19 protein-coding genes are annotated in these 22408 nt (G+C 49.5%); 5 read left to right on the top strand and 14 right to left on the bottom strand.

Annotated features, from left to right (window positions below; genetic code table 11):
* Nucleotides 1–1800: a UvrD-helicase domain-containing protein gene (locus QUF18_RS07695; RefSeq protein ID WP_004883039.1), complete on the top strand. Its 1800-nt coding sequence runs from the start codon at nt 1–3 to the stop codon at nt 1798–1800.
* A 288-nt stretch (nt 1801–2088) separates the two neighbouring features.
* The gene (locus QUF18_RS07700; RefSeq protein ID WP_004883036.1) at nt 2089–3336 is read left to right on the top strand and encodes a hypothetical protein; all 1248 of its coding nucleotides are present in this window, start codon (nt 2089–2091) and stop codon (nt 3334–3336) included.
* 239 nt (nt 3337–3575) lie between these two features.
* Here the strand turns inward: QUF18_RS07700 and QUF18_RS07705 are convergent, their stop codons facing one another.
* The 6 genes from QUF18_RS07705 to QUF18_RS07730 form a co-directional block, all read right to left on the bottom strand.
* A complete protein-coding gene (locus tag QUF18_RS07705; RefSeq protein ID WP_004883035.1) occupies nt 3576–4643 on the bottom strand; it encodes a PDDEXK nuclease domain-containing protein in 1068 nt (355 codons plus the stop codon).
* Nucleotides 4640–5839 (bottom strand): tyrosine-type recombinase/integrase, encoded by a 1200-nt coding sequence (locus tag QUF18_RS07710; protein WP_004883034.1) that lies wholly within the window; start codon nt 5837–5839, stop codon nt 4640–4642. The genes QUF18_RS07705 and QUF18_RS07710 overlap by 4 nt, the downstream gene beginning before the upstream one ends.
* A 326-nt stretch (nt 5840–6165) precedes the next feature.
* Entirely contained in the window at nt 6166–6519 is a 354-nt protein-coding gene (locus QUF18_RS07715; RefSeq protein ID WP_289386468.1) for a YcgJ family protein, read from the bottom strand.
* A gap of 250 nt (nt 6520–6769) precedes the next feature.
* The gene (locus tag QUF18_RS07720) at nt 6770–7273 is read right to left on the bottom strand and encodes a DUF2165 family protein (protein ID WP_289386469.1); all 504 of its coding nucleotides are present in this window, start codon (nt 7271–7273) and stop codon (nt 6770–6772) included.
* 427 nt (nt 7274–7700) lie between these two features.
* Nucleotides 7701–8645 (bottom strand): DUF3137 domain-containing protein, encoded by a 945-nt coding sequence (locus QUF18_RS07725; RefSeq protein WP_289386470.1) that lies wholly within the window; start codon nt 8643–8645, stop codon nt 7701–7703.
* Between the two features lie 399 nt (nt 8646–9044).
* Nucleotides 9045–9254: a cold-shock protein gene (locus QUF18_RS07730; protein ID WP_289386471.1), complete on the bottom strand. Its 210-nt coding sequence runs from the start codon at nt 9252–9254 to the stop codon at nt 9045–9047.
* Nucleotides 9255–9664: 410 nt separating this feature from the next.
* Between QUF18_RS07730 and QUF18_RS07735 the strand changes: the two genes are divergently transcribed.
* The gene (locus QUF18_RS07735) at nt 9665–11884 is read left to right on the top strand and encodes an OmpA family protein (RefSeq protein ID WP_289386472.1); all 2220 of its coding nucleotides are present in this window, start codon (nt 9665–9667) and stop codon (nt 11882–11884) included.
* 60 nt (nt 11885–11944) lie between these two features.
* Here QUF18_RS07735 and QUF18_RS07740 read toward each other — a convergent pair whose 3' ends face one another.
* From QUF18_RS07740 to QUF18_RS07760, 5 genes are all read right to left on the bottom strand, one after another.
* Nucleotides 11945–13297 (bottom strand): sensor histidine kinase, encoded by a 1353-nt coding sequence (locus QUF18_RS07740; protein ID WP_289386473.1) that lies wholly within the window; start codon nt 13295–13297, stop codon nt 11945–11947.
* Entirely contained in the window at nt 13294–13956 is a 663-nt protein-coding gene (locus tag QUF18_RS07745; protein ID WP_289386474.1) for a response regulator, read from the bottom strand. Before QUF18_RS07745 ends, QUF18_RS07740 begins: the two co-directional genes overlap by 4 nt.
* Before the next feature lie 77 nt (nt 13957–14033).
* Nucleotides 14034–15701, bottom strand: a complete 1668-nt coding sequence (locus tag QUF18_RS07750) for a phosphoethanolamine transferase (protein ID WP_289386475.1) — start codon at nt 15699–15701, stop codon at nt 14034–14036.
* A 544-nt stretch (nt 15702–16245) separates the two neighbouring features.
* Entirely contained in the window at nt 16246–16515 is a 270-nt protein-coding gene (locus QUF18_RS07755) for a hypothetical protein (RefSeq protein WP_289386476.1), read from the bottom strand.
* A 349-nt stretch (nt 16516–16864) separates the two neighbouring features.
* Entirely contained in the window at nt 16865–17455 is a 591-nt protein-coding gene (locus QUF18_RS07760; protein WP_289386477.1) for a histidine phosphatase family protein, read from the bottom strand.
* Between the two features lie 169 nt (nt 17456–17624).
* On the opposite strand from QUF18_RS07760, the gene QUF18_RS07765 reads away from it, so the two are divergent.
* Both QUF18_RS07765 and QUF18_RS07770 read left to right on the top strand, forming a co-directional pair.
* Nucleotides 17625–18377: an SDR family oxidoreductase gene (locus tag QUF18_RS07765; RefSeq protein ID WP_289386478.1), complete on the top strand. Its 753-nt coding sequence runs from the start codon at nt 17625–17627 to the stop codon at nt 18375–18377.
* A gap of 224 nt (nt 18378–18601) precedes the next feature.
* Nucleotides 18602–19204: a hypothetical protein gene (locus QUF18_RS07770; protein WP_289386479.1), complete on the top strand. Its 603-nt coding sequence runs from the start codon at nt 18602–18604 to the stop codon at nt 19202–19204.
* A gap of 313 nt (nt 19205–19517) precedes the next feature.
* Here QUF18_RS07770 and QUF18_RS07775 read toward each other — a convergent pair whose 3' ends face one another.
* From QUF18_RS07775 to QUF18_RS07785, 3 genes are all read right to left on the bottom strand, one after another.
* Nucleotides 19518–19907 carry a cupin domain-containing protein gene (locus QUF18_RS07775; protein ID WP_289386480.1) on the bottom strand — a complete coding sequence of 130 codons (390 nt, stop codon included), beginning with the start codon at nt 19905–19907 and terminating at the stop codon, nt 19518–19520.
* 83 nt (nt 19908–19990) lie between these two features.
* On the bottom strand, nt 19991–20722 hold the full coding sequence (locus tag QUF18_RS07780) for a GntR family transcriptional regulator (RefSeq protein WP_289386481.1): 732 nt from the start codon (nt 20720–20722) through the stop codon (nt 19991–19993).
* A 433-nt stretch (nt 20723–21155) separates the two neighbouring features.
* Nucleotides 21156–22345 (bottom strand): IS3 family transposase gene (locus QUF18_RS07785; protein ID WP_289386482.1). Its coding sequence is split into 2 segments (ribosomal slippage): nt 21156–22093 and nt 22093–22345, totalling 1191 coding nucleotides; the frame shifts between segments, so codons are not numbered across the junction.
* Between the last annotated feature and the right edge of the window lie 63 nt (nt 22346–22408).

The raw sequence follows: 22408 nt of genomic DNA on the forward strand, positions 1-22408 counted from the left end.
ATGTTCATGTGGAACAAAGATGATCTGAATCCCGAGCAGGAAGCAGCCATTCTGAAGCCAGGGAGCGTCTTTCTCATCGCTTGCCCGGGCAGCGGGAAAACGCGCACGCTCACCTACAAAATCGCCTATGAGTTGTCCAGGCTGAAATCGAACAAGCAGTTTGTCGTTGCCATCACTTATACGCACCGTGCCGCCGACGAAATCCACGAGCGCATTGAGAGCCTTGGGGTGGATACATCCCGATTATGGATAGGAACGATACATTCGTTCTGTCTTGAATGGATATTGAAACCGTACGGCATCTATCACGAAGCGTTGGATCGAGGCTTCCGTGTGATCGATCAGCATGAGCGCGAGAAAATCCTGGAGGCATTGTGCAAGCCTTACCAGAAGCCAAAAATAACATTCTGGGATTGTGAGTTTTATTACACCGAAACTGGATATGTGCTCTCCTGCCCACAAGATTGGAAGCATTCGGGTCTTCACGTCATATTGGGCAAGTATTTTGAGATTCTGCACGAAAGTCGGCAGCTAGACTTTGAGCTCATTCTTTACTATGCGTACCAACTGATCGCACGTCATCCTGCGATCAGCACTCTTCTGGCACAGTTGTTCTCTTTCGTGCTGATCGACGAGTATCAGGACACCAAACGAATTCAGTATTCGATCATCACCGCCATTCTGAAAGCTGGTCAAGGTGCGACCAAGGCCTTTATTGTCGGAGATCCTAACCAGGCGATTTATCAATCGCTTGGCGGATATCCGATTGCCTTCGAGGATTTCAAGGCGATGGCCAATATCGATTTGGACGAACTCGAACTGTCGCGGAACTACCGTTCTTCTGAGCGCATCATTGAGTACTTCGGAAACTACAACGTTCACAACACACGCATCGAAGCCGCATCCGAGGACAAGGCGTACCCAAGCCTTATTTCATTCGACGACACAGTGAGCAAAAATGATCTGGACGCTGAGCTCATCCGGCTCATCCGTTTCAACATTGAGACTATGGGCATCTCACCTCACGAGGTGTGCATTCTCGCGCCACAGTGGACGCATCTTGCAAGCATGACACGTCGTTTGGTCGCCAGCATGCCGGAGTACTCATTCGATGGCCCCGGTATGGTTCCCTTTGCACGGGACACAGAGAATTTCTGGTACAGGCTTTCTAAGATTGCACTTACTCAGGCATCGCCGGGAATGTATGTGCGCAGACTGCGGTGGGCCGGGGAGATTCTGAATGACCTAGAGGCGGCCGGGGCTAGCGTGTCGAAGCTCACGCGGAGGTCCTTGTTGAGGGAGTGCAATGCAATTAAGATCGATGAAACAGATGGTCTTACCTACTTGAGCGCATTTTTCGAGCGTCTGTTTGCAAACTTAGCAATCGACTTTCGCCTTTTCACGCTGCTTCAAGAGCATCACGTTGCCTTCTTCGATAGTTCGCAAGCCCGGGTAAATCGATTGAAGAGTGAAGGTAGCGAATTTATAGGCGATATTGAGACATTCAGGAAGGTATTTCAGCATAGGACTGGAATCACCATCTCGACGATACACGGCGTCAAGGGAGCCGAGTTCGATGCAGTGATCGCTTATGCATTATTAGAAGATATGGTGCCGCATTTCAATGATCCGAACGGTCAAGAAAGCGCGATGAAATTGCTGTATGTCATTGGTTCGCGGGCAAGGAAGAACCTGCACCTTGTTTCGGAACGAGGTCGAGTTCGCCAGTATTCTGGCGAAGAGTATCAAGTAACTCGCAAGCTTGCCTCATGCAGTTTTGGATACGATCAAATTCCATAGAAATCACGAGTAGCGCAACCGCGCTCTCTATGGGATGCCCTACAGCTTTGTTTAGCGTTTGGCTGAATCATCTGCGCGCGGCTCGCTCTGCATGCCCTGCTGTCGCCAGCTCAACATGCAAGCGGAGCGCGCAGGCCCGGATCACAGTGTCGGGCCGTGGAGGGCTGGCGAATGCCAGTCCCGTCAGGGATGAGCGAATAGCGAACGTGGAGCAGCGCGATCCACAAAGTGGAGACGCTCAAGGTTCCGTCGCTTACTATTTGGACTACGGCGAGTTGAGTAAAAAATATGAAAAATATCTTTGAAGAAATCAATGAATTTTCTTCGGAAAAAATCGCGTTATTCAGCTTTGGGAAATTTTGCTACGTCTTTCTTAATAAAGACCCGATCTTTGTCAAGAAATTGCTTCCCCTCATCCAAACCTCTCTGGCAAATGAGAGCTTTCAGGCAGACGTAATGCGTGCTTATACGGAGGGCTGCATGAATGAAAAGGCGGCCATTCTGAAAGAATTTGAAGCCAAACGCGACCATCCAAACGCAGCCAAGTTTTATGGGCCACAGCTTGATCTAGTGGACAAGCGATTGGCTATAAAGACAATCCAGCATTTAATGGACTACTTAAATAATTATCTCAACGAGTATCCGGGATCGCTAGAAATTCTCAACAATTCCTACAAGCATATCCATGACGAAGATGGTGTTTCGTACATAAAAGAAAATTACGCAAATTATCGCATTGGCTGCATTTTTTATTCCAAGCACCAATCAATCATGGGGAGGGCTGAGATGCTGGAGCTAAAATATTCCAAGGTAGTTGAACGTGAGTACGAGAAAATTGGAATTGACATAAGAAAGGAAGATGCTCAGTTCTCTAAATATAGTCTTGTCAGCCTGAACGAGAATATTCAGATATTCAACGACAAGGATAGTCAGACAATACGCGATGAACGCATAGGGCGACACTTCTGGATAAAAGTTCCGAGGAAGCTGCTTACCTCTATCGAGGAACTCATTGAAAAAGGAATGCTGTCCGAAATAGCATTCAGGATTGATTACGTCTCCGATTATGTCCCTGCAATGGAGGAGATGGAGTTTGGCGCTCCGTTGCGATTGAAAATATCTTCCCTTCCTAGATTGTCAAAGTTCTACTCCACCGATAAATATGAGAACAATCTATGGATTCACCATGACGCAGAGAAGCTAAGTTTGACTTTTGAAGAATTGATGGAGGACTTTGAGGTGGCAGGCGACGACGTCGTAACGCAAGTCATCCATCTTGAATACAGTTCAAAAGGCGATGATTTTTTTATAACTCACTTGGATCACGAATTTATCGTATATACGTTGGATAGCTATCAAGAAAGATTGAGCAATGCCAACATCAAGGGGCATAGAAAAATAAAGACATTCAAAATAGATAACTCAATGATCCCGTTTGATATAAATATTAGCGGGGATCTTTTTCTGTTTCAGGTTCTCGATTCGTATTTAAAAAATGATGACTTGATTCGTGAATATTTTGAAAAAATTAACTGACTTTATAGTTTGAGATATTTAATTAAAACAGCGATCGGCATAGAACATGGCGCTGCTGCCCGCGATAATCATGTGATTGGGCGCTCGCGCCCACTAGCCCCAGCGCATCCTTGAGCCGCAGGCCAGTTCCTTATCGGCCTATGGCGATTCCACACTAGCATGGAGCCTCGATAGAGCAAGAGATCCGTTGCCACATGCTCGTGCTGTGGTTTGGGTGTACGGTTGGACAGATGCTGCTGTCAGGACTTCTCGCCAGGCTGCCGCTGCTCGATCTGCAACCGCGCCCGTTCGGTCGCCTGCTGCAACCGCTCCCCCAGCACCGCACGCGGCGGCAGGGTCGTCAGGTATTCGGCTACGTGGATGCCCGACTTGTCCAGCTCCAGCAACTCGATCTGCTCTGACTTCTTGCCGGTACAAAGAATGATGCCCAGCGGCGAGGCTTCCTCCGGTTCGCGTTCGTGCTTGTCGAGCCAACGCAAATAAAGCTCCATCTGCCCCTTGTATGCTGCCTTGAACTCGCCGATCTTCAACTCCACCGCCACCAGCCGCCGCAGCTTGCGGTTATAGAACAGCAGGTCCAGGTGGAAATCCTCGTCGTCGATCTGGATGCGTTTCTGCCGGGCTAGGAAAGAGAAGCCCGCGCCCAACTCCAGCAAAAAAGACTCCATTTCGCGGATGATCGCGGCTTCCAGGTCGCCTTCCTGCCAGGTATCGCGCAGGCCCAGGAAGTCGAGGATGTACGGGTCGCGCATGACCAGCGCCGGCGACATGCGCTGCGCATCGCGCATCGCCGCCAGCTCTTGCGTGATCGTCTCGTCCGGCTTCTTGGACAGCGCCGTGCGCTCGTATAGCATCGAGTCGATGCGCTCGCGTAGCGTCCGCACGCTCCAGCGTTCGGCGCTGGCCATTTGCACGTAGTAGTCCCGCTGGAGCGGGTCTTTTAGCGGCAGCAGCGCCACGAAATGCGACCAGCTCAATTGTCGTGACAGCGTCACGACAATTGGCTCGTCCGAGAAGGTGGCGGCGAACTGCACCATCCGGCGCAGGTTCTTGTCCGCGAAGCTACGTCCGTAGTCGCGGACAAGCTGCGCCGCCAGGGTCGGCAGGATTTCGTCGCCGTACCCGGCCCGCTGCCCGGCAAGCACTTCCGTATGGATGCGCTGGCCAATGCGCCAGAACAGCAATGTCAGCTCGGCATTGACCGCCGAGGCGACGCGCTGGCGCGACGCTTCGATCAGTGCCCGGATGTCGCCCAGCAGCGCGGGCGGCGCTGCTGGCGCTGAGACGGATGCCTTGCGCCGGGTCATGCGGCCACCTCCTTGGCTCCCTGCATCCCGGTGATCGTCTTACGCCGATTCGCCACCAGTTCGGCCGCCTCTCGCACCGGCTTATCCTCGGTGTGGACGTAGCGCATGAACATGACGACGGTCTTGTGCGCCGTTAGCGCCATGCCGACCTTGACCGGGATGCCCGAATTGGCAATGTCGGTCGCCGAACGGTGGCGGATGCCGTGCGTGCCCACGTGCGTAGCGCCAGCCGCCTTGAGCGCACGGCTCCAGCCACCGTAATACTCGCCCGTGGTTAGATGCTTGCCAGCGTGGCTAGGAGAAGGCAGCACATAGCGGCTACCCTCCTGCCGGGGTGCCGTCGAGAGTAGCCGATAGGCTTCCTCGCTCATGGGCTTAGACATGCCGCCTGTCTTGCTGTCAGGCCAGACGACGCGCCGGTTCTGCAAGTCAACCCAGTTCCATTCCAGCGCGATGATTTCCGAGCGGCGGCCGGCGAACTCGAACTGCAGGCGGATTCCCAAAGGGATGACGTAGTTCTCCAGCCCCTCCGACTCGATCTTGTCGAGCTGTCGGAACAGGTTGCCCATTTCTTCGTCGCTGATGAGGTGAGTCGATTTGCCGGCAGGGAACATCGGGACGTGACGGCAAGGGTTGGTACCGTCGGGCCGATAGCCCCATACCTCGGCCATGTTGAACATCTTGCGCAAGACGCTGAATACCTTGTTCGCCTCGGTCTGCTTGTACGAAAGCTTTTCCATCAGTCCGGCGATTTCAGGACGCTTCACGTCCTGAACTTTCTTGCGTCCCAGCAGCGGAATAATGTTGCGATTGATGACAGCCTGATAGCCGGCTTGGGTGCTGAGCTTGTTGCGCTTCTTGGAGTAGTCCTCCATGAACTTCGTGCATAGCTCCTTGACCGTAGGTGCCTGGCGCGCCTCCGCCTTCTCTGCGGCGGGATCTCCGCCTCGGCGGACTTGGGCCAGCCATTCCTGCGCCAGCGACCGCGCCTGTTCGACGGTCAGCTCCCCGTACAGTCCTAGCGAGGGCTTGCGGCGCTCGCCAGCGTTCGTCCGGTACTGGAGCATGAACACCTTGCGACCCGCCGGGGTAATCTTGCACAGGAAGCCGGGGACCAGCGTGTCCCGGAGTTCGACGGCCTCTGCCTGGGGTTGCGCCGCATCGACAGCGGACTTAGTGAGTTTGATCTTAGCCATGATGACTCCTTGGAAAGACCTGGATTCCAAGGGCCGGATAGGAGTCAGGCGGTCGGAAGTCAGGTCAGGTTTCGGAAAGCACCGGCATATGTTGAACTCGCTTAAGTCATTGATAAACCTGCTGTATCGGGCTGTAGCGTAGTCCAGCGAATTTCGGTGCTGGAGTCATGGTGAAATAAAAAATGCGCCTGAACAACTTTCACATTGTGTAAAAATTTGTATTACAGTCCGGCTATTTGTAATTTTTGAGGGCGCACCAATTCACCAAAGAGGATTGGTCAGAGGCATTATGTCCCCTGTTCCTGATGGCAGAGGACAATGAAGACCTATTTACCGAACAGCATTTTTGTATATTTATCCGAAACAGCGCTGCGTTTGCCGCCGGCTCCAAAATAACGGTCTTTTCTGCATAACCGTTCTTTCGTATCGCAAAAAATACCATTGGAAAGTGTGAATTCAGTCGTATCAAACTCGCCCTGGGAGAAGAGTTTTGTCGCAGCTTTTTTTCCAATATATTTTTCGGTCAGCGTTTTGGAGAGACCTTTATCATCTGCGCATGCGTATTTGTCACAAATAACACCCTGTTTTGGCGAATGAACAGCTTCGCGGGATGCCGCATGCGCTGGTAATGCGCTTGCAGCCGATAGTATCAGTAAGGCAAAGGGTAAGTATCGTTTCATAATAATTTGCTCCGTAAGCATCAATGATAAGGATACCTGAGCCGGGAATGCGGCAAAATTTAGTAATACTACTCTAAACTACGATTTTGAAATTGAACAGCAGATGTTAAAATTAAGTATATGGGATATTTAAATAATTTAGTCCAATGGCAGGCCGTGTAACAGGTGTGAAATATGGTTTGGACACAATGTGTCAGAAGCTTATTCCCCGCAACGATGAAGTTTCGTTACAGGGAATAATCTGTCAATATTATGATGAGCTATCTTCATCTTTTTCAGGCTGAACCAGATAAATCAGCACCAGAATGATTGTGATGAAGAAGCGGAAGGCATCTGGAACGCCATTCCATTGTTTTGACATCCACATGCCGAACCATTCGCCGCCCACTGACATGAAGGCAACTTGCCATGTCAAAAAGCCCAGCGTCAGGCTGATAACAGCGAGATTTTTGCTTTTATTAAAGATTTTAGCGCTTTCATTGCGAACGGCTAATAGTTTGAAACCGGCAACCCAGCAGATAATTGCGGTCAGAGTTTCGAGCGTGATAATTCCGATATAGCCGACATGGTGCAGCCATTCAGCTTCAATCGCACGGTATTTAATCGTGGCATCAGGGAAAATTGTATCCATCAGGAAGACATGATGAACAAATGCAAAATTAGAGCCGTAATCGGTAATGTTACCAAAGGCGACTAAGGACGCAAATAAGGCAATTGCCATTACCATTGAAATTTTTGATAGTCGGATGACCATTTTGTACACCTTCTTTTGGGATGATTTTAAATAAACGCCCGCATGTATGGGGATTTTTCTAAAGTTCTGATTAAGCCGCTTTCAATATTAAAACAATACTGAGCATTAAAGAACAGCAAAGAATGCAGCGCGATGCTAAAATTAGTCATTTTATAGTCAAGACATAAATCATGCTGTCGTCAGTAATGTTAAGCATCGCCAGTTTTGTTCTGAAGCGCTGAATTAGAGCGGCTTACGTCCAGATTGGATCATAGCGTTCGCTCTAGAGCGCCGTGTGCCATACTTGGCACACAAAGGTCGCTCTAACACTTTAAAATTAGAGCATAATTCCTTAAACTGATTCAAGTTTAAGGAATTATGCTCTAGGTTCCTTATTTGGTCGCATTGTCATGGGCGTCAAGTTGATCCAACCTGACGGTGAAATGCTCTAGTGAAGAGGCCCGTCATACTTGCCGGTAAGCCCGTCAATGAGGCGCTGGGGTACGGTCAGATCCCACCATAATGCCTGCGTTTCATTCATCAGTGCGGGCATAGGCTTCAGTAGAGAGGCGTTTTTGAAGGTCTTGGTTTGAATTGGAACCTCAAGATAAAACCACCCTGATTCAAACCGGCCGGAGAATTCAGTTCTCAGCCCATGGCGGGTCATATTCAGCAGACTTACCCGAAAGGCCGGACTGAGCAGCTCCTGATAATTCTTGTTATTTTTGACATATGTTTCGAACATTTCGTCGAAATGCTGGTCGCCCGTATAGTAGCGGGTCTCATCACCGAGAATATGCTGTATGATGCTGGTAATTTGTCCTAAAACGCGGCTGCGCGATCTGATCTCAATACAGCCTGTGAATGAAACAGGGACTGAGATTTCTGCAACCAGCATGTAAGAGGGTGGGTTCGGAGCGCGTTCATGGTTGATATTTTTAGTAGTAATGGACACTTCGCTCAGGCGATACGAAATTTCCTGGTACTTTCCATCGCTTTTCCATGTGGTTGACCTTATGTCTTTGGCGGTGAAAGTGGCTTTGAGCCAATCCTCCAGAGTCAGGAGTTCCCATGCATTCTGGATATTGATCTGCCCGTATCGTGCGCCTATTTCTGGCGCGATACTGCAAATAGCAACACTGCGCCACATCCTGTTGCAGAGCGTCCAGCACAAAGAAGCTGCCATCAGAGCTGCAGCATAAGAGCCTATAATTGCAATATCGAAAAAGCTTATTTGGAATACCGCAAATGCGATTGAAAATGTAACGACTATGCTTGCGGATAGAATGATTTTGCGGCGCTGTTCAGCTTTTTTTAAAGCGGCTTCAACACGCTCTCTTCCAAAGGGTGAGGAAAGAGACGCATTGATCTCGTTATCTGTTTCACTTGGCATGCAGCTACTTTGATTTGTTGTCTTATCTGGGCGCTTGAGTTTGTAAGATACAAACGTATGCTATCTCATCATGTCAAGATTTTAGCTAATAAACGCAGGTGAAATTGCAGAAGGCGGCGTGAGGCCAGTAGTTTAAAGAGAAAACTCAGACTCGCGGCAATTCAAATTACAAAGGAATCATTCGAGGTCTGTGATTCTTTGCTTTCATGCATTATTCTCACACAAAGCCGTTTCGCATTTTGACTGAAAATGCATTAATTTCACCAAAACTATAAAATTGGTTGTGATGAGGATCATCATTGAACAATAAAAAAGGCCAGACAAATTGTCTGACCCTTTGTTGGTAATTTCTCTCAACCTTACCACAGTTGCCTGCGGAAAGAGAAAGAAGATACCGAATTAGATAGCCTGCAGGTTGCCAGCAGACATCTTGCCCGAACGGTTGTCGCGCTCGAGGTCGTAACCGATTTTCTGGTTTTCTGCGAGTTCACGCATACCAGCGCGTTCAACAGCTGAGATGTGAACGAACACGTCTGCGCCGCCATCATCAGGCTGAATGAAGCCGAAGCCTTTTGTGGAATTAAACCATTTAACTGTACCAGTGGCCATAACGAACCCTTTCGTAACAAAATTTAGATACTCGCGATGCACGATTACACTGCGAGAGTGATAGCGATCTTTTGAAAGGAAGGTTCGTCAGACGCGCAAATTTTGCGCAAATAGCAAAGCTAACAAGCAAATATCGATACGAGAAATATAAGGTAGATAAATTCAAAGTCAACCGGCGGTTTCAAATTAAGTCAATTCGGCCTGTTTTTTCAGGCGTGACCGTTTACACAGGCCAGCATAATCGTGTTTTTACATTCAGCTACGGTTCATAATTTTTTAGCTAACAATTTCCTGATGCTGCCAAAATTTGCTATTAATCAGCAAATCATAAGGGTGGCAGCAGACGGTCTTCAAACAGAGGCTGATGCAATGCAACCTGTGCAGTTTCTGCCTTCCGAAGGAGAGGGATTATGAGTTTTCGTTCCAAACTGCTTGCAACAGTTGTTTTTCCTGCATTTTCAGCCTCCGTTATGATGCAACCTGTTTCGGTCAGTGCATCGGAAACAGTGATTATTCTTGCGCAGGAAAACAGCGATCAGTCATCTAATGATGAGCTGCTGCGCCAGCAACAGGCGGAAGAACAAGCCCGACAAGCGGCGGAACAACAACGGGCTGCTGAAGAGCAACAACGTGCAGCGCAGGAAGAGGCACGTCGCGCAGCTGAGGAACAGCAACGCGCTGCCCAGCAAGAAGCAGAACGTCAGGCCGCAGAGCAGCAGCGCGCCGCAGAACAACAGCGTGCGGCGGAAGAAGATACGCGCCGTAAAGAGGCTGAAGTTGCTGCTCGTCAGGCTGCCCAGCAACAGAAAGAAGCCGAAGAGCAAGCTAAGCGTGCTGCGGAACAACAACGCGCAGAGGAAGCTCAGGCCAAACAAGCCGCAGAGCAGCAAAGAGCCGCTCAGGAAGAAGCAGCCCGACAGGCTGAAGAACAGAAACAACAAGCGGCTGAACAAGCGCAGCGCGAAGCAGTTGAGCAGCAGAAAGCAATTGATGCCGCCGCTGAGAAGCAGACGAAGGATGCTGAGGAACAAGCTAAACCTAAAGAAACGCCAGCTCCGCAGCCCGAACCTGCGACTTCTGAAGAAGTGCCTGTTGCACCTGTAGAGCAGAAACCGGCTCCAGAACCTGAAAAACAGCCGCAACCTCTAACGCAACCTGCGCAGCCAGCACCGCAAACACCTTCACCTGAAGTAAAGCCTCAGGACAATGAAATTGCACCTGTGAAGCAGCCGGAGCAGGTAGCGCCCCAGCCCCAGCCCCAGCCCCAGCCACAACCAGAGCCGCAACCTGAACCGGAAGTCAAACAACCGGTTGATAATCCGGCACCGGAACCAAAAGCTGAGATTATCGACGATCGCACAGTGGAGCAGAAACAGGACGTTGCCAAAAACCCTGCCAGCACTGATGAAACCATTGTGCTGCCGGTTGAAAATGGTGCCGCTATTCTGGACAGCGACAAGGACGCGGATAATTCCGGTGGCAATCAATCGCGTGAAGAACGTCGCAAGCAGCGTGAACAACAGCGCATTGCAGATGAAAACAAAGCCCCGCCACCGGTTACTGATGCCGCTGCGCAGGTTGAAATCCCTGATGCACTGAAAGTCACTTTACCTGAAAAAATTGAGGCCAACCTCAAAGAAGAAGGCACGCGTATTAAAGAAGCGCCGGTTTTCGTAGTTCCGGATACGACAAATATTATCAATAACAACAACACCGTGATTAATAATACGGTCATCAACAATGTTACGAATGTAACTAATGTGACTAACGTCACGAATGTCAAAGTTGTTGAGCAGATTGATAACCGCATCATTCTGGAAACCGGCGACCGCTTCTTTGTACGCGGCGATGATCGTCCGCGTCTGCGCCGTGATGCTGAACGCACTTATTATGATCAGCTACCGCACGGCCGTACCCGCGAAACCATTGTCCGTCCCGGTGGTTATGAGATCGTGACAATCTATGATCGTTACGGTGATATTGTGCAGCGCTCCCGCATTGATCGCGACGGCAATGAATATCTGATGATCTATGCACCCGATTATAATGATACGCCGCGCGCAGCAATATTTGATGTCGGTTATGATCTGCCGCCGATGCGTCTGACCATGCCGGTGCGTGACTACATCATTGATGTGGCGACTGATCCTGATCGTGACTTCTATAACTTCCTCAGCCTGCCGCCGGTTGAACCGGTAGAACGCATCTATTCCATTGATGAAGTGCGCCATTCTGCCCGTCTGCGCGACAAAGTTCGCCGTATTGACCTCGATACGATCCATTTTGCCACCGGCAGTGCAGAAGTCTCGCTCTCTCAGGCTAAAACTCTGCGTAAAGTTGCCGTTGCGATGCAGAAAGTATTGGCGAAAGATCCGGGCGAAACCTTCTTCATCGAAGGGCATACGGATGCTGTCGGCTCCGACAAGTCCAATCTGGTTCTGTCCGACCGCCGAGCCGAATCCGTGGCAAGTCTGCTGACAGAAGTTTATGACATCCCTGCAGAAAATCTTGTTACGCAAGGCTATGGCGAACGGTTCCTGAAAATTAAGACACAAACCGCAGAACAGGAAAACCGCCGCGTAACAATCCGGCGTGTGACACCATTGGTTCGCCCTGTTGCAAGGAAATAAAAAACAGGTCGGTCAGGCATAAGCGCCTGACCGACTTTCTGTTCAAAGCAGAATTATGCTCTAGGCTCCGGCTAAGGCCGGAGTTATAAAGTTTAAAATGGCCTCAAAGCCATCTGTGCGTCCCGTAGCCGGTGACCGGAATTGCAATTGCGCATGCATCTGTCCCGTAATTTCGATGGCAATTGGCATACCTAAACCGGAGCCTGGTGCCGTCGTTGTTCCTCTCCCAAACCGCTTCTGCGCATTGGCAAGCTCTTCAGACGACAAGCTCTTAGCCCCATTGATAATGCGAATGGTGCTGTCTTTTTCGACGCGGATCAATACAGGCTCATCCTGTTTGCCATGCAGCAGGGCATTTTCAATTAAATTGCGTATGACGATAGCAAAAGCGTCTTCATTCACGGGTTTAACAAGGCGTGCTTCAGCGCTGCGCTCATAGATAATCCGCTCATCACGATGCATGTTGCGCTGGAACTCTTCAACCAGAAGGTCGAGAACACTCAACAGATTTGCGGGTTTATCGGCCAGCGCGATATTGGCTTCGGCGCGTGCCAGCTGCATCAGTTTCTCAACCAGTCTCTTCAATTTTTGCAGTGATGCTTCAATCTGCTCAACCCGTGCCTGCCCTGACGTCGTTTTCACTTCGGTCATCAGCAATTGCGTGTGCGCCAGCGCGCCGGCAATCGGCGTGCGTAATTCATGGGCGCTATTGGCTGTGAAAGCGCGCTCAGCTTCGAGAGCGGACTGTACACGCCCCATCAGAATATTCACGGAATGAACGATAGGCTGCAGTTCAATTGCCAGTCCTTCAGCTTTGATCGGGTTGAGATCTCCGCTGTCTTTTTCAGAAATTGCCTGCCGCAAATCATTGATAGGATTGACGGAACGCCGTGCCACAAGGCGAATAATATAGAGGCTGAGCGGTACCAGCACGAGAATTGGCAGCAATAGCGCAAGGGCAGCTTCGTTAATGGCCTCCCGTCTATTTGCCATCTGATCCGCAACCTGAACGAAGATCGTGTTATCGGCTGCGGCAACTGTATAATAGCGTGCATCATCATCTTCCCAGAAACCCTCAGTCAGAGGCGCGGGGAAGGGGCCTTTGATAATGTCAGAGGAGTGAATGAGTATCTTGCCGGCAGCATCACGCGCCTGATAGGTCAAATATTGGCGGGAGGAGGCTTGCGCACTGTTTTCCAGCGATAAAACCTCATCAGAATGATCACCATGCTGGATATCATCAACGATAAGCGGCGCTAATCGCTCCGTTGTTTCTTGCAAGGCACTATCAAAAATTTCGGCAAATTCGTCCTTCATCACCATAATGCCGCCAACCGCTGCAACGATCCAGAAAGACACCACTGCAGCGGTGACCGAAAACATGAGGCGTCCGATCAGACTGGGAGACTTCATGTTTTGTCCTCGATTTTGTAACCGACACCGCGCACGGTGCTGATACGGTTAGACCCAAGCTTCTTACGCAAACGGCTGATATAGACTTCGACTGTATTACTCTCAATTTCTGAACCGAAAGCATAAAGCGCTTCTTCAATCTGGGTTTTGGAAACAATCGCGCCGGAGCGGTGCAGCAGGCATTCCAGCACCGCCCATTCACGGCCTGACAGAGTGATTTCCCCCTGCGGCGACTGGATATTGCGCTCTGTGATTTTGACCTCGAGATCACCGACATGCAGCACGGATGCACTATTGCCGCCATAACGACGCGATACCGCCAGCATTCGTGCGGTTAGCTCATCCAAATTGAAAGGCTTGACCAGATAGTCGTCAGCCCCTGCATTCAGCCCTTCTATCCGGTCCGATATCTGGTCGTGCGCGGTAAGGATAATGACCGGTACCGGATTCTTGGCGAGGCGCAACTTTGCTAGAATATCAAGACCGCTGCCATCCGGCAGGCGCAGGTCCAGCAAGATCAGGCCATAGCTGACGCTTGTGGCAGCCAGTGCTGCATCTTCTGCCGTTTGCATCCAATCCACAGCATGGCCGCTGGCCAGAGCATGATCACGCACGGCCTGACCAAGTGTGTCATCGTCTTCGACAAGCAGAACTCTCACGCAATATTCTCCGGCAAATAGCCTTGATGATGAATTGTCCGCGGACAATCCATCACCTCATTGCATGTTTCAAGTCTTTATTTAGCGGTCTGTGGTTCAAGCTTTTGTGCAACTACAGGATCTGTCGTCTTCAAACGGCAGGATGCAAGCGTATCCAGTTCCGGCAGATAGGCCTGCGTTTTAACCTGCATCAGACCAAGCACCGTATGAAACAGTTTGTCGTGCGATTGCGGTTGAGGTGCTTCTTTAGTGAGACAGTCCTGATTGATCGTGGTTTTGGCATCTTTTCCGAGCCACAAGACATAAGGGATATGGGTTTGTTGTGACGGCGCTACAAAATAGGGCGCACCATGAAGATACAGACCAAATTCACCAGCGGATTCACCGTGATCGGACATATAGATCAAGGATGTGTCGAGCGTATCCTGTTTGTCTTTGAGTTTATTTATCACCGATGAAACAATATGATCCGTGTAGGCGATCGTATTATTATAGGCGTTCAGAATTTCTTCACGGCTGCATTTTGAAAATTCCGCGCTTTGGCAATCCGGTGTGAAGCGACGATATTCTTCAGGATAGCGGAGATAATAAGCAGGACCATGGCTGCCAAGCTGGTGCAGAACCAGAACCGTGTCTTGCTTGACAGTTGGCATCCATGCGTCGAGCTTATCCAGAAAAATGCCGTCCAGACATTCGCCGTTTTTGCAGTATTTTGGATTGTTTGACCCGGACAGCGCTTCATTGGTCACACGTTCGGCAACACCTTTGTCTCCGGTATTATTATCCCACCATTCCACGCGCACACCAGCATGTTTGAGCACATCAAGCAGGTTCTCTGTCGCCAGTCCTTTTTCATGGCTGTAGTCATCACGCGTATAGACAGAGAACATGCATGGCAAGGATACGGCCGTGATTGTACCGCAACTGCTGGTATCTGAGAAATAGGTGATGTCCTGGCTAGCAAGTTCAGGGTTGGTGTTTTTCTTATAACCCCCGAGCGAAAAGCTCTCTGCGCGGGCAGTTTCACCGGCAATAACAATGGTGAGCTTTGGTTTTCTTGTGCCGGAGGTAATGGATGCGATTTTCGCATCCAACCCGAGAGGCTGGACGATAATGTTTTGATTTTTGCTTGAACGAATACCGAGCTTCACAGCATTGCCAATCGGCATCACCGGATTAAGCGTTGCAATCCATTCCCGATGCTCGCGTCCCAGGGATGTGAACGTGCTGGCATTGAGGATGAATATTGTTATTGCTACGATCAACGCGGGAAAAATATAAGCAGAATTCTGCTTCAATTTGTTCCAAATGGAGCGATGCTCGATCTTGACCCATATAATCAGCAGAGAGGGTAAAATACCGTAAAGCGCAACATGGCGGATAAAGCCGAAACTGATGAGATGTCCGGCTTCGGCATTAGTTGTGTCGAGGGCGCTTTGCAGCATCTCCACATCAATAATCGTGCCGAATTTATCGACGAACCAAGATGCTGTAGCTGAAATCATAATAAGCAGGATAAACAGCGGTTTAGTGGCATATTTCACCGAAATGGTGATGCAAAGCGCTGCTAACAGACAGAAAAGTCCAGCAACAAGCGCCAGTAGCGCGCCTGTCGGTAATAATTCCTGCGAACGCTGCCAGAAAGTCGCATTATTCACGGCGGTAAGATAACCGGCAACGATAATGCTTAAGGTAACACTCTCAATATGCGGGCGGCGCAAATCTGCCGGAATTTTCAATGCCATGGCTCATTGTCCTTGAAATGCTTCTTCTTCGGACAGCACGAGTGAACGGTTTTGCTGACACCAACCTGAATGGTCACTGTCTTTAGAAATTTTTGCAGGAGAACAGAGCGTATGGGCACTTGTCCCGACAGTATTTTTTGCTCGGCAATATGTATTGTACTGCCGGTTTGCGATGAAAGAGGGGATGTATCAGTTATTGTTCAAAATCAGCTAGCGGTGCTGTGTTATCAATAACAAGAAAAGCATGATCTTCCGGTTGGCATTTGCCGAGTAACTATCAATAATACGCTTATTGATGTCAAAAGAGTTTTGAATATGGCATCGTTTCTTTGCCCGGCATCTAGACGCTTGCCAGTACACAAGCTGGCAGTGATCGGCTGTAGCCGAATGATCAGTTTGGATTTTCAATGGCAGGTTAATATAGCGCTGTAGCCGTTGTCGTAACAGAAAGTAGCACTTCTGCTGAAGGGCGAGCTCCACTCTCTAGAGCATTTCACAGTCCACCTGATCCAACTTGACTGTGAAATACTCTAAATATGCGAGACTATGCCCTGTCATATGCGATGAGTGCGGTGGCCGCATCAGACAATAAACATCCTTTTTCGTTTAAGCGTTGGATTGCATTGCGGGTTATATCGCGGTCGCCGGTATTACCAATAAAAGTATTTATACTGTCGCTGAATTCTATGATGATATTTTCAGTACGCCATGCGGATCGGTAATCTACCTTTGCAATGCTTGTGTAGGGCTTTTGACGTAAGCGGAATAAACGAAACTCAATGGTGTCAGCGTGTAATATGAGCTTGGGCTTCATACTATTCGAGCCCCAGGCAAACCATGGGAGGAATGTCCAGCCACCAAAGGAAGCCTTGAGAGGGATGCTGAGGGAGTGGGGCACTTTTTATGTCTGCTGGCGTTTGTTTTTTAAATTATAAGTTTGTTGCGGGTGGTACATATATGTTTGCACTGGCAGATTTTAATTTTGCACTCCGAAAAGACTTCATTTGAGTACCAGCAGCGAAGCCCGCAATAGCCAGCACCAAGCAACTGACTATGATGAGTTTTTTTTGAAAGGCTTCTTGAAACATAGCGGGTTACCTTATGTTTTCGAGGGGCGATCTTTATGGTGGTACTTTACTGTCAGCGTCGGAAATGTCGAGTGATTACATCACTGAAATACGATCAATTTTGCCACTCTCGAATAGTTTGAAGATTGCATCTTGCGGGACATCCAGTCTCACGCTGTGTTCTTTAGACAGCTTAGAATGAATACCACGGATTAACCTGCCGGTTACGCCATGAGAAACAATGATTTTGATTTGTGCATTGTGGTTATCGATCGCATTCAGAACTGCTTCGACCCGAACGGACATATCTTCGTATGTCTCGCCATCGGGAGAATGGAAAAACCACTCATGCCGATCCAATCCGGCAAGGGAATCTGGCCATTCTTTTTCAATTTCGTAATCCGTCAAGCCGTCCCAGGAGCCCATGCCGATTTCCATCAGACGCGGATCGAGTATTATGTCATTTTCAGATGAGACCTTTTTTGCGATGATCTTTGCAGTGTGATGCGCTCTGCTCAAAGGGCTGGCAAAGATTGCTGTTGTTGAACCTTGAGTGAGAGTTTTAAGTTTTTCTGCAACTGCTGTGGCTTGAGTTATGCCCAATTCTGTTAGGGGAGAGTCGACTTGTCCTTGCCATCGGCCGGCTGCATTGTACTGAGTTTGACCATGGCGTACTAAATAAATCATGCGGAGCGATCCTAGCTGTTTTGTCCGGTTTGGCTCAGAACACGTCTGCTTCGACGGCCGGTACTGGTAATGAGTGAAAGCCTAAGGATAATAATTTGATCACAAGAAATGCATAGTGGCATCGCCTGAAGATTCCGTATCGCTTTCCTTTATTCAAAGGAGAGTAGTCATGGGAATGTTGCAGAACAAGGTCGCGATTATCACCGGTGCATCATCCGGAATTGGGCGCGCTGCCGCTATGTTGTTTAGTGCGGAAGGTGCGGCAGTTGTATTGAACGCCAGGGGCGAAAAGGGCTTGCAGGAAGTTGCGGAAACGATCCGTGTTGCAGGCGGTCAGGTTCGTACGGTATCCGGTGACGTCAAATTGATGACGACGCATGAAAGGCTTGTACGTGAGGCTGAAAGAACATTCGGAGGTCTTGATATTGCCTTCAACAATGCAGCAACAATAGGGCCAATTAAGCCGCTGGCTGATGTCTCTTATGTGGAGTGGGAGGACACGATTGCTGCAACCCTGACATCCGCATTTTTGGGCTCAGGCCGCCAAATTCCAGCAATGCTGAAGCGCGGTGGCGGGTCAGTCATTTTCACCTCCAGTTTTGTTGGTACAAGCGTGGGGTTGCCGGATATGAGCGTTTACGCTGCTGCCAAAGCAGGATTGATGGGATTGGTAAAAGGAATTACTGCCGATTATGCTGCTAAGGGCATCCGCGCAAATGCATTGATGGCGGGTGGAACCGATACAAGAATGGCGGGAGATGCCGCGCAGAAAGAGTGGGCGGCCAGCCTGCATGCTATGAAACGTATTGCGCAGCCGGAAGAAATTGCAAAAGCAGCACTTTTCCTTGCAAGTCCTATGTCGAGTTTTGTTGCCGGTTCTGCATTGTTTGCGGATGGAGGGAATTCTGCAGTAAAATTATAGAGCCTCTTTCAGCCTATGCTTCGTTAATCTGACCCGTTAAGCCGCCCGCTGGGCGGCTTTTGACGGCCTATGGCAACTCTTCCTCTCAATCCGGTCTGAAAGAGTGGCTCTTTCATGAAACACGTTTTCAGTTTAGAAGGTTTCTGCCGAAGAGTAAAATTATGGGCGTGGATGGAATGCCATCCGCATATCGCTAACGCTGAGCAGAAATTTGGAGCTCCCCGATGATCACCCTGAAACAAACATTGTGCGGAATAACGATTTTTCTAAGCGTGTTGTCCTTGTCATTTACGCAGGCGTTAGCGGCCTCATCAAATTCCGGAGATTTATCTGCCAAAGAGCAAGCTGAGCTTCAGCAAGCTGCAGGTATCACTTGCGATGCAAACAAGAATGCGACTTGTATTGCCGGTAATGTCGAAAGCGGTGATTATTATAACGTACGGATTTACGGAGATTGCATAAACGCCGCTTATTTTGGTCGGATAAGCGATAAGCCGGTTTCTTTGAGAAAAACAGTCGCGACAACGGGTACTGACGGTAAAACAGAGGGTGCGCTGGCATCTGAGCAATTGGTTTGTATTAAAGCGGCGGCACAAGTGAATGCGACAGACATGGAATATTATGTGATGGCGCTGCCGATGGATCATGGTCCGGAATGCAAGGGTGAGGAATTGTGTAAGAAACCTCAGCCGCTTCCAAAGGACTATCAAGAGACAATGGCTAACTGTCAGTCTGACAGCCAGAAGGGGTATTCCGGCTGTCCGCAGGGATGGGTTTTTGCAAGTGAAATGGAGGCCTATTCCAACGGGCTACCTTCGGCACAATAACTGACTGTAACTTATGACGATAAATGATACTGCGCTGAAACTGACTTGCCGAGAGCGAATAATCATTGCTGGCATGAGTGAGAGCAGGACGGAGTTTAAGGCCGTGATCGCGTGTTAGAGCGACCTTTGTGTGCCAGGCTTGGCACACAAAGGTCGCTCTAACACTTTAAAATTAGAGCATAATTTTTCCTTAAACTGATTCAAGTTTAAGGAATTATGCTCTAGTCTATCCCACTGCAAAATGGGTTTGGCACTGTATGGCTAAATATGGCTATAGATAGCTTTCGTTTTATGAAGAATAATTCTTTATATTCTATGTGGATGGGTTTTCTAAGCCGTTGGGCAATGTTATCCAAATAACAGTTTGTGCCTCAGGTGAGTGGCGTGAGAGGTGTCCTTTGCCATGCGTGTCTTCCACCAACACAAAACTGCCTGCAGAAACATTTCGGATTTCGCCATCGCTTGTTTCGTACTCAACGGAACCATCAAGCCTGACCGTTAGCACCGGTGCAGGGACCCCGTGCCACGCTACTTCCCGCATCCCGGCGGGAATGTGGGTGATGCGAACCTGAGATGCCGGATAATTGGTTGTAGCATCGAATGGCGCAGCATCGGGATGAACTGATATTTTTCTCGTTGGCAGCTCGACTTCATCAAAATGGGATTCACCGTCTGGTGTGGCGTAAATGCGTAGACATTTCATGAAATTGACCTTTTTGACTGGCAGTTTGCATGTGGCCTTTTGCGCAGTGATATACAGGGATCAAACTTAAAAGATAGTTTGCATCATCCGCTCTTACTCTCCGCATATAATTCGTCATATGTAGACATGACGAGATCGATATGTCTGTTTATTAGAAATGTTACTTGGTCGAAATTGCGACTGAGGACGGCTTCTTTTAGGTCTGTATATCTTTCTAAGGCATATAAGGTGCGAAGTGCAGGGGATTTTAGTGTTGCGATTGAAAACTCCTGGTTTTCAAAGCTTGGCATTAAAATCCGCATTACTCTGCCTTGGCGTCGTATATGCTCGGTAAGCAGCAGATGAAAGCTGTTCATCCAAGGTGAGCGATGAGCCGCAATTAAAGCATCGTCAAAGGCATCATGTGCTTGCGTCCATGCAATATACTCCTCATATGAGCACTTACCTTCTGACGGTGATACTTCGCGTGAAAGCCGATGATGGCTCGCAACAATCTCAGCTTCCCAGTTTATGTCACCGAAAAGCATTGCCTCTTTTAAAAGATGCTGTTTGAGCAATCTTCTGCTTTTGTATAATTCCATCAATTCATCAATGGAAACCGGTGCTGCCAAATATCCTTTATTAGGGTGCAACACGACTAAACGATCACTTTCAAGGCGGGTTAACGCCTCACGTAATGGTGTTGCTCCAAAATTATAATTCTCTTGCAGCCAGCTTATTTTTAAGGGAGCGCTCGGGGGGATTTTAATATGTAAAATATCGGTTTTTAATAGCTCATAAACACAAGAAACTTTTGATGATTTGTCGAAATGCACAATTTTACCTTCCCAAGGAGTCCCATCGTAATATGTACATTGTTACGCTTCGTTTTCGTAGTGGCTTTGGATGGTTATTTGCTCATTATTTCAGTCATATGGTTTAACGCCACGTGTGCTGGTCGCTTGTTGTGGTCGACGCTGATCCCGCGTTAGACAAGTCAGGGTGTTGTCACGTTAAGCAGTTCACGGTTGCCTGCGTGCCGGGTTGGTCGTAAATTTCGGTGATGCAAACACCCATCAATAATCAGGTGACTTTACTCAAAGCGATACAAAAGTCGAGGGCTTCATTCGTAGGCTTTGGTTGTGATTTTAACGGTTGTGATCAAATGCACCCACGAACCAATTATACACCATCAAAAGAGCCATCGCTATTAACCAACTTTGTGCAAATAGAGGCACCTTTTGGCGGGGCTGACCTGCCACTGAACTTTCATCCAACGGCGATTAGAGCCTCGGCGGTTTTGACTACGCCAATTGGCGTGTTGGTAGCAACCGGCGGAAACGCCAAGCTTTCATCTTGCGCAGCGTTGGAGCCGGTTGCGGCGATGGATCCAGCATAGTCTGCCGGGGTTTGGTATCCCAGCGACGAGTGTGGCCGGAAATTGTTGTAATCGTCGGCCCATTGGGCGATGGCGCTGCGGGCGTGATCGAGGCCAAAGAACAGGCTTTCGTTGAGCAATTCGTCGCGCATCCGACCGTTGAAGGATTCAACATAGCCGTTCTGCATAGGCTTTCCTGGCGCGATATAGTGCCACTCAACCTTGTGATCCTTCGACCAGGCCAGGATGGCATTCGAGGTGAGTTCCGTGCCGTTATCGGAGACAATCATTCCGGGCTTGCCGCGTCGTTCGATCAGCGTCGTCAGTTCTCGGGCGACACGGCGGCCGGAGATTGAGGTGTCCGGGATTGCTGCCAGGCATTCCCGTGTCACATCATCAACGATATTGAGGATCCGGAACCGTCTCCCGCATGCAAACTGGTCGTGCACGAAATCGAGAGACCAACGGGCATTTGCTTTCGCCTCGACCAGGATCGGCGCACGCGTGCCGACGGCCCTTCGTCGAGCCTTCCGCTTGCGAACCGAAAGCCCTTCCTCGCGATACAGCCGATAGATGCGGTTGACGCCGGATGGCTCTCCGTCCCGCCTGAGCAGGACGAACAGCCGTCGGTAGCCGAAGCGCCGTCGCTCGTTGGCGAGATCGCGCAACTTTGCTCGCAATTCGACCTCCGGCGGTCGGCAGGACCGATAGCGGATCATCTTGCGATCAGCCGAAACAATCTGGCAGGCCCGCCGCTCCGAAAGACCCATTATGTCCTTCAGATGTGCAACGGCGTCACGCTTGGCGGCAGGCCCTACCATTTTTTTGCGAGAAGCTCGCGGAGTGCGGCGGCATCGAGCATCTGCTCGGCCAACAGCTTCTTAAGCTTGGCGTTCTCTTCTTCGAGTGCCTTCAGGCGCTTCGCCTCGGACACCTCCATACCGCCGTATTTGGCTTTCCAGTTATAAAATGTTGCGTCCGAAATCCCATACTTGCGGCACAGGTCGGCCACCTTCATGCCTGCCTCCTGCTCCTTCAGCACCGCAATAATCTGCTCTTCCGTAAATCGCTGCTTCTTCATTCGTCCGTCCTTTATCGGGCCGGACTCTAATCCATTCTGGAGGAAATTCTCAGTGGCAGGTCA

The sequence above is a fragment of the Pseudochrobactrum kiredjianiae genome (assembly GCF_030362795.1).
Taxonomy (GTDB): Bacteria; Pseudomonadota; Alphaproteobacteria; order Rhizobiales; family Rhizobiaceae; genus Pseudochrobactrum; species Pseudochrobactrum kiredjianiae.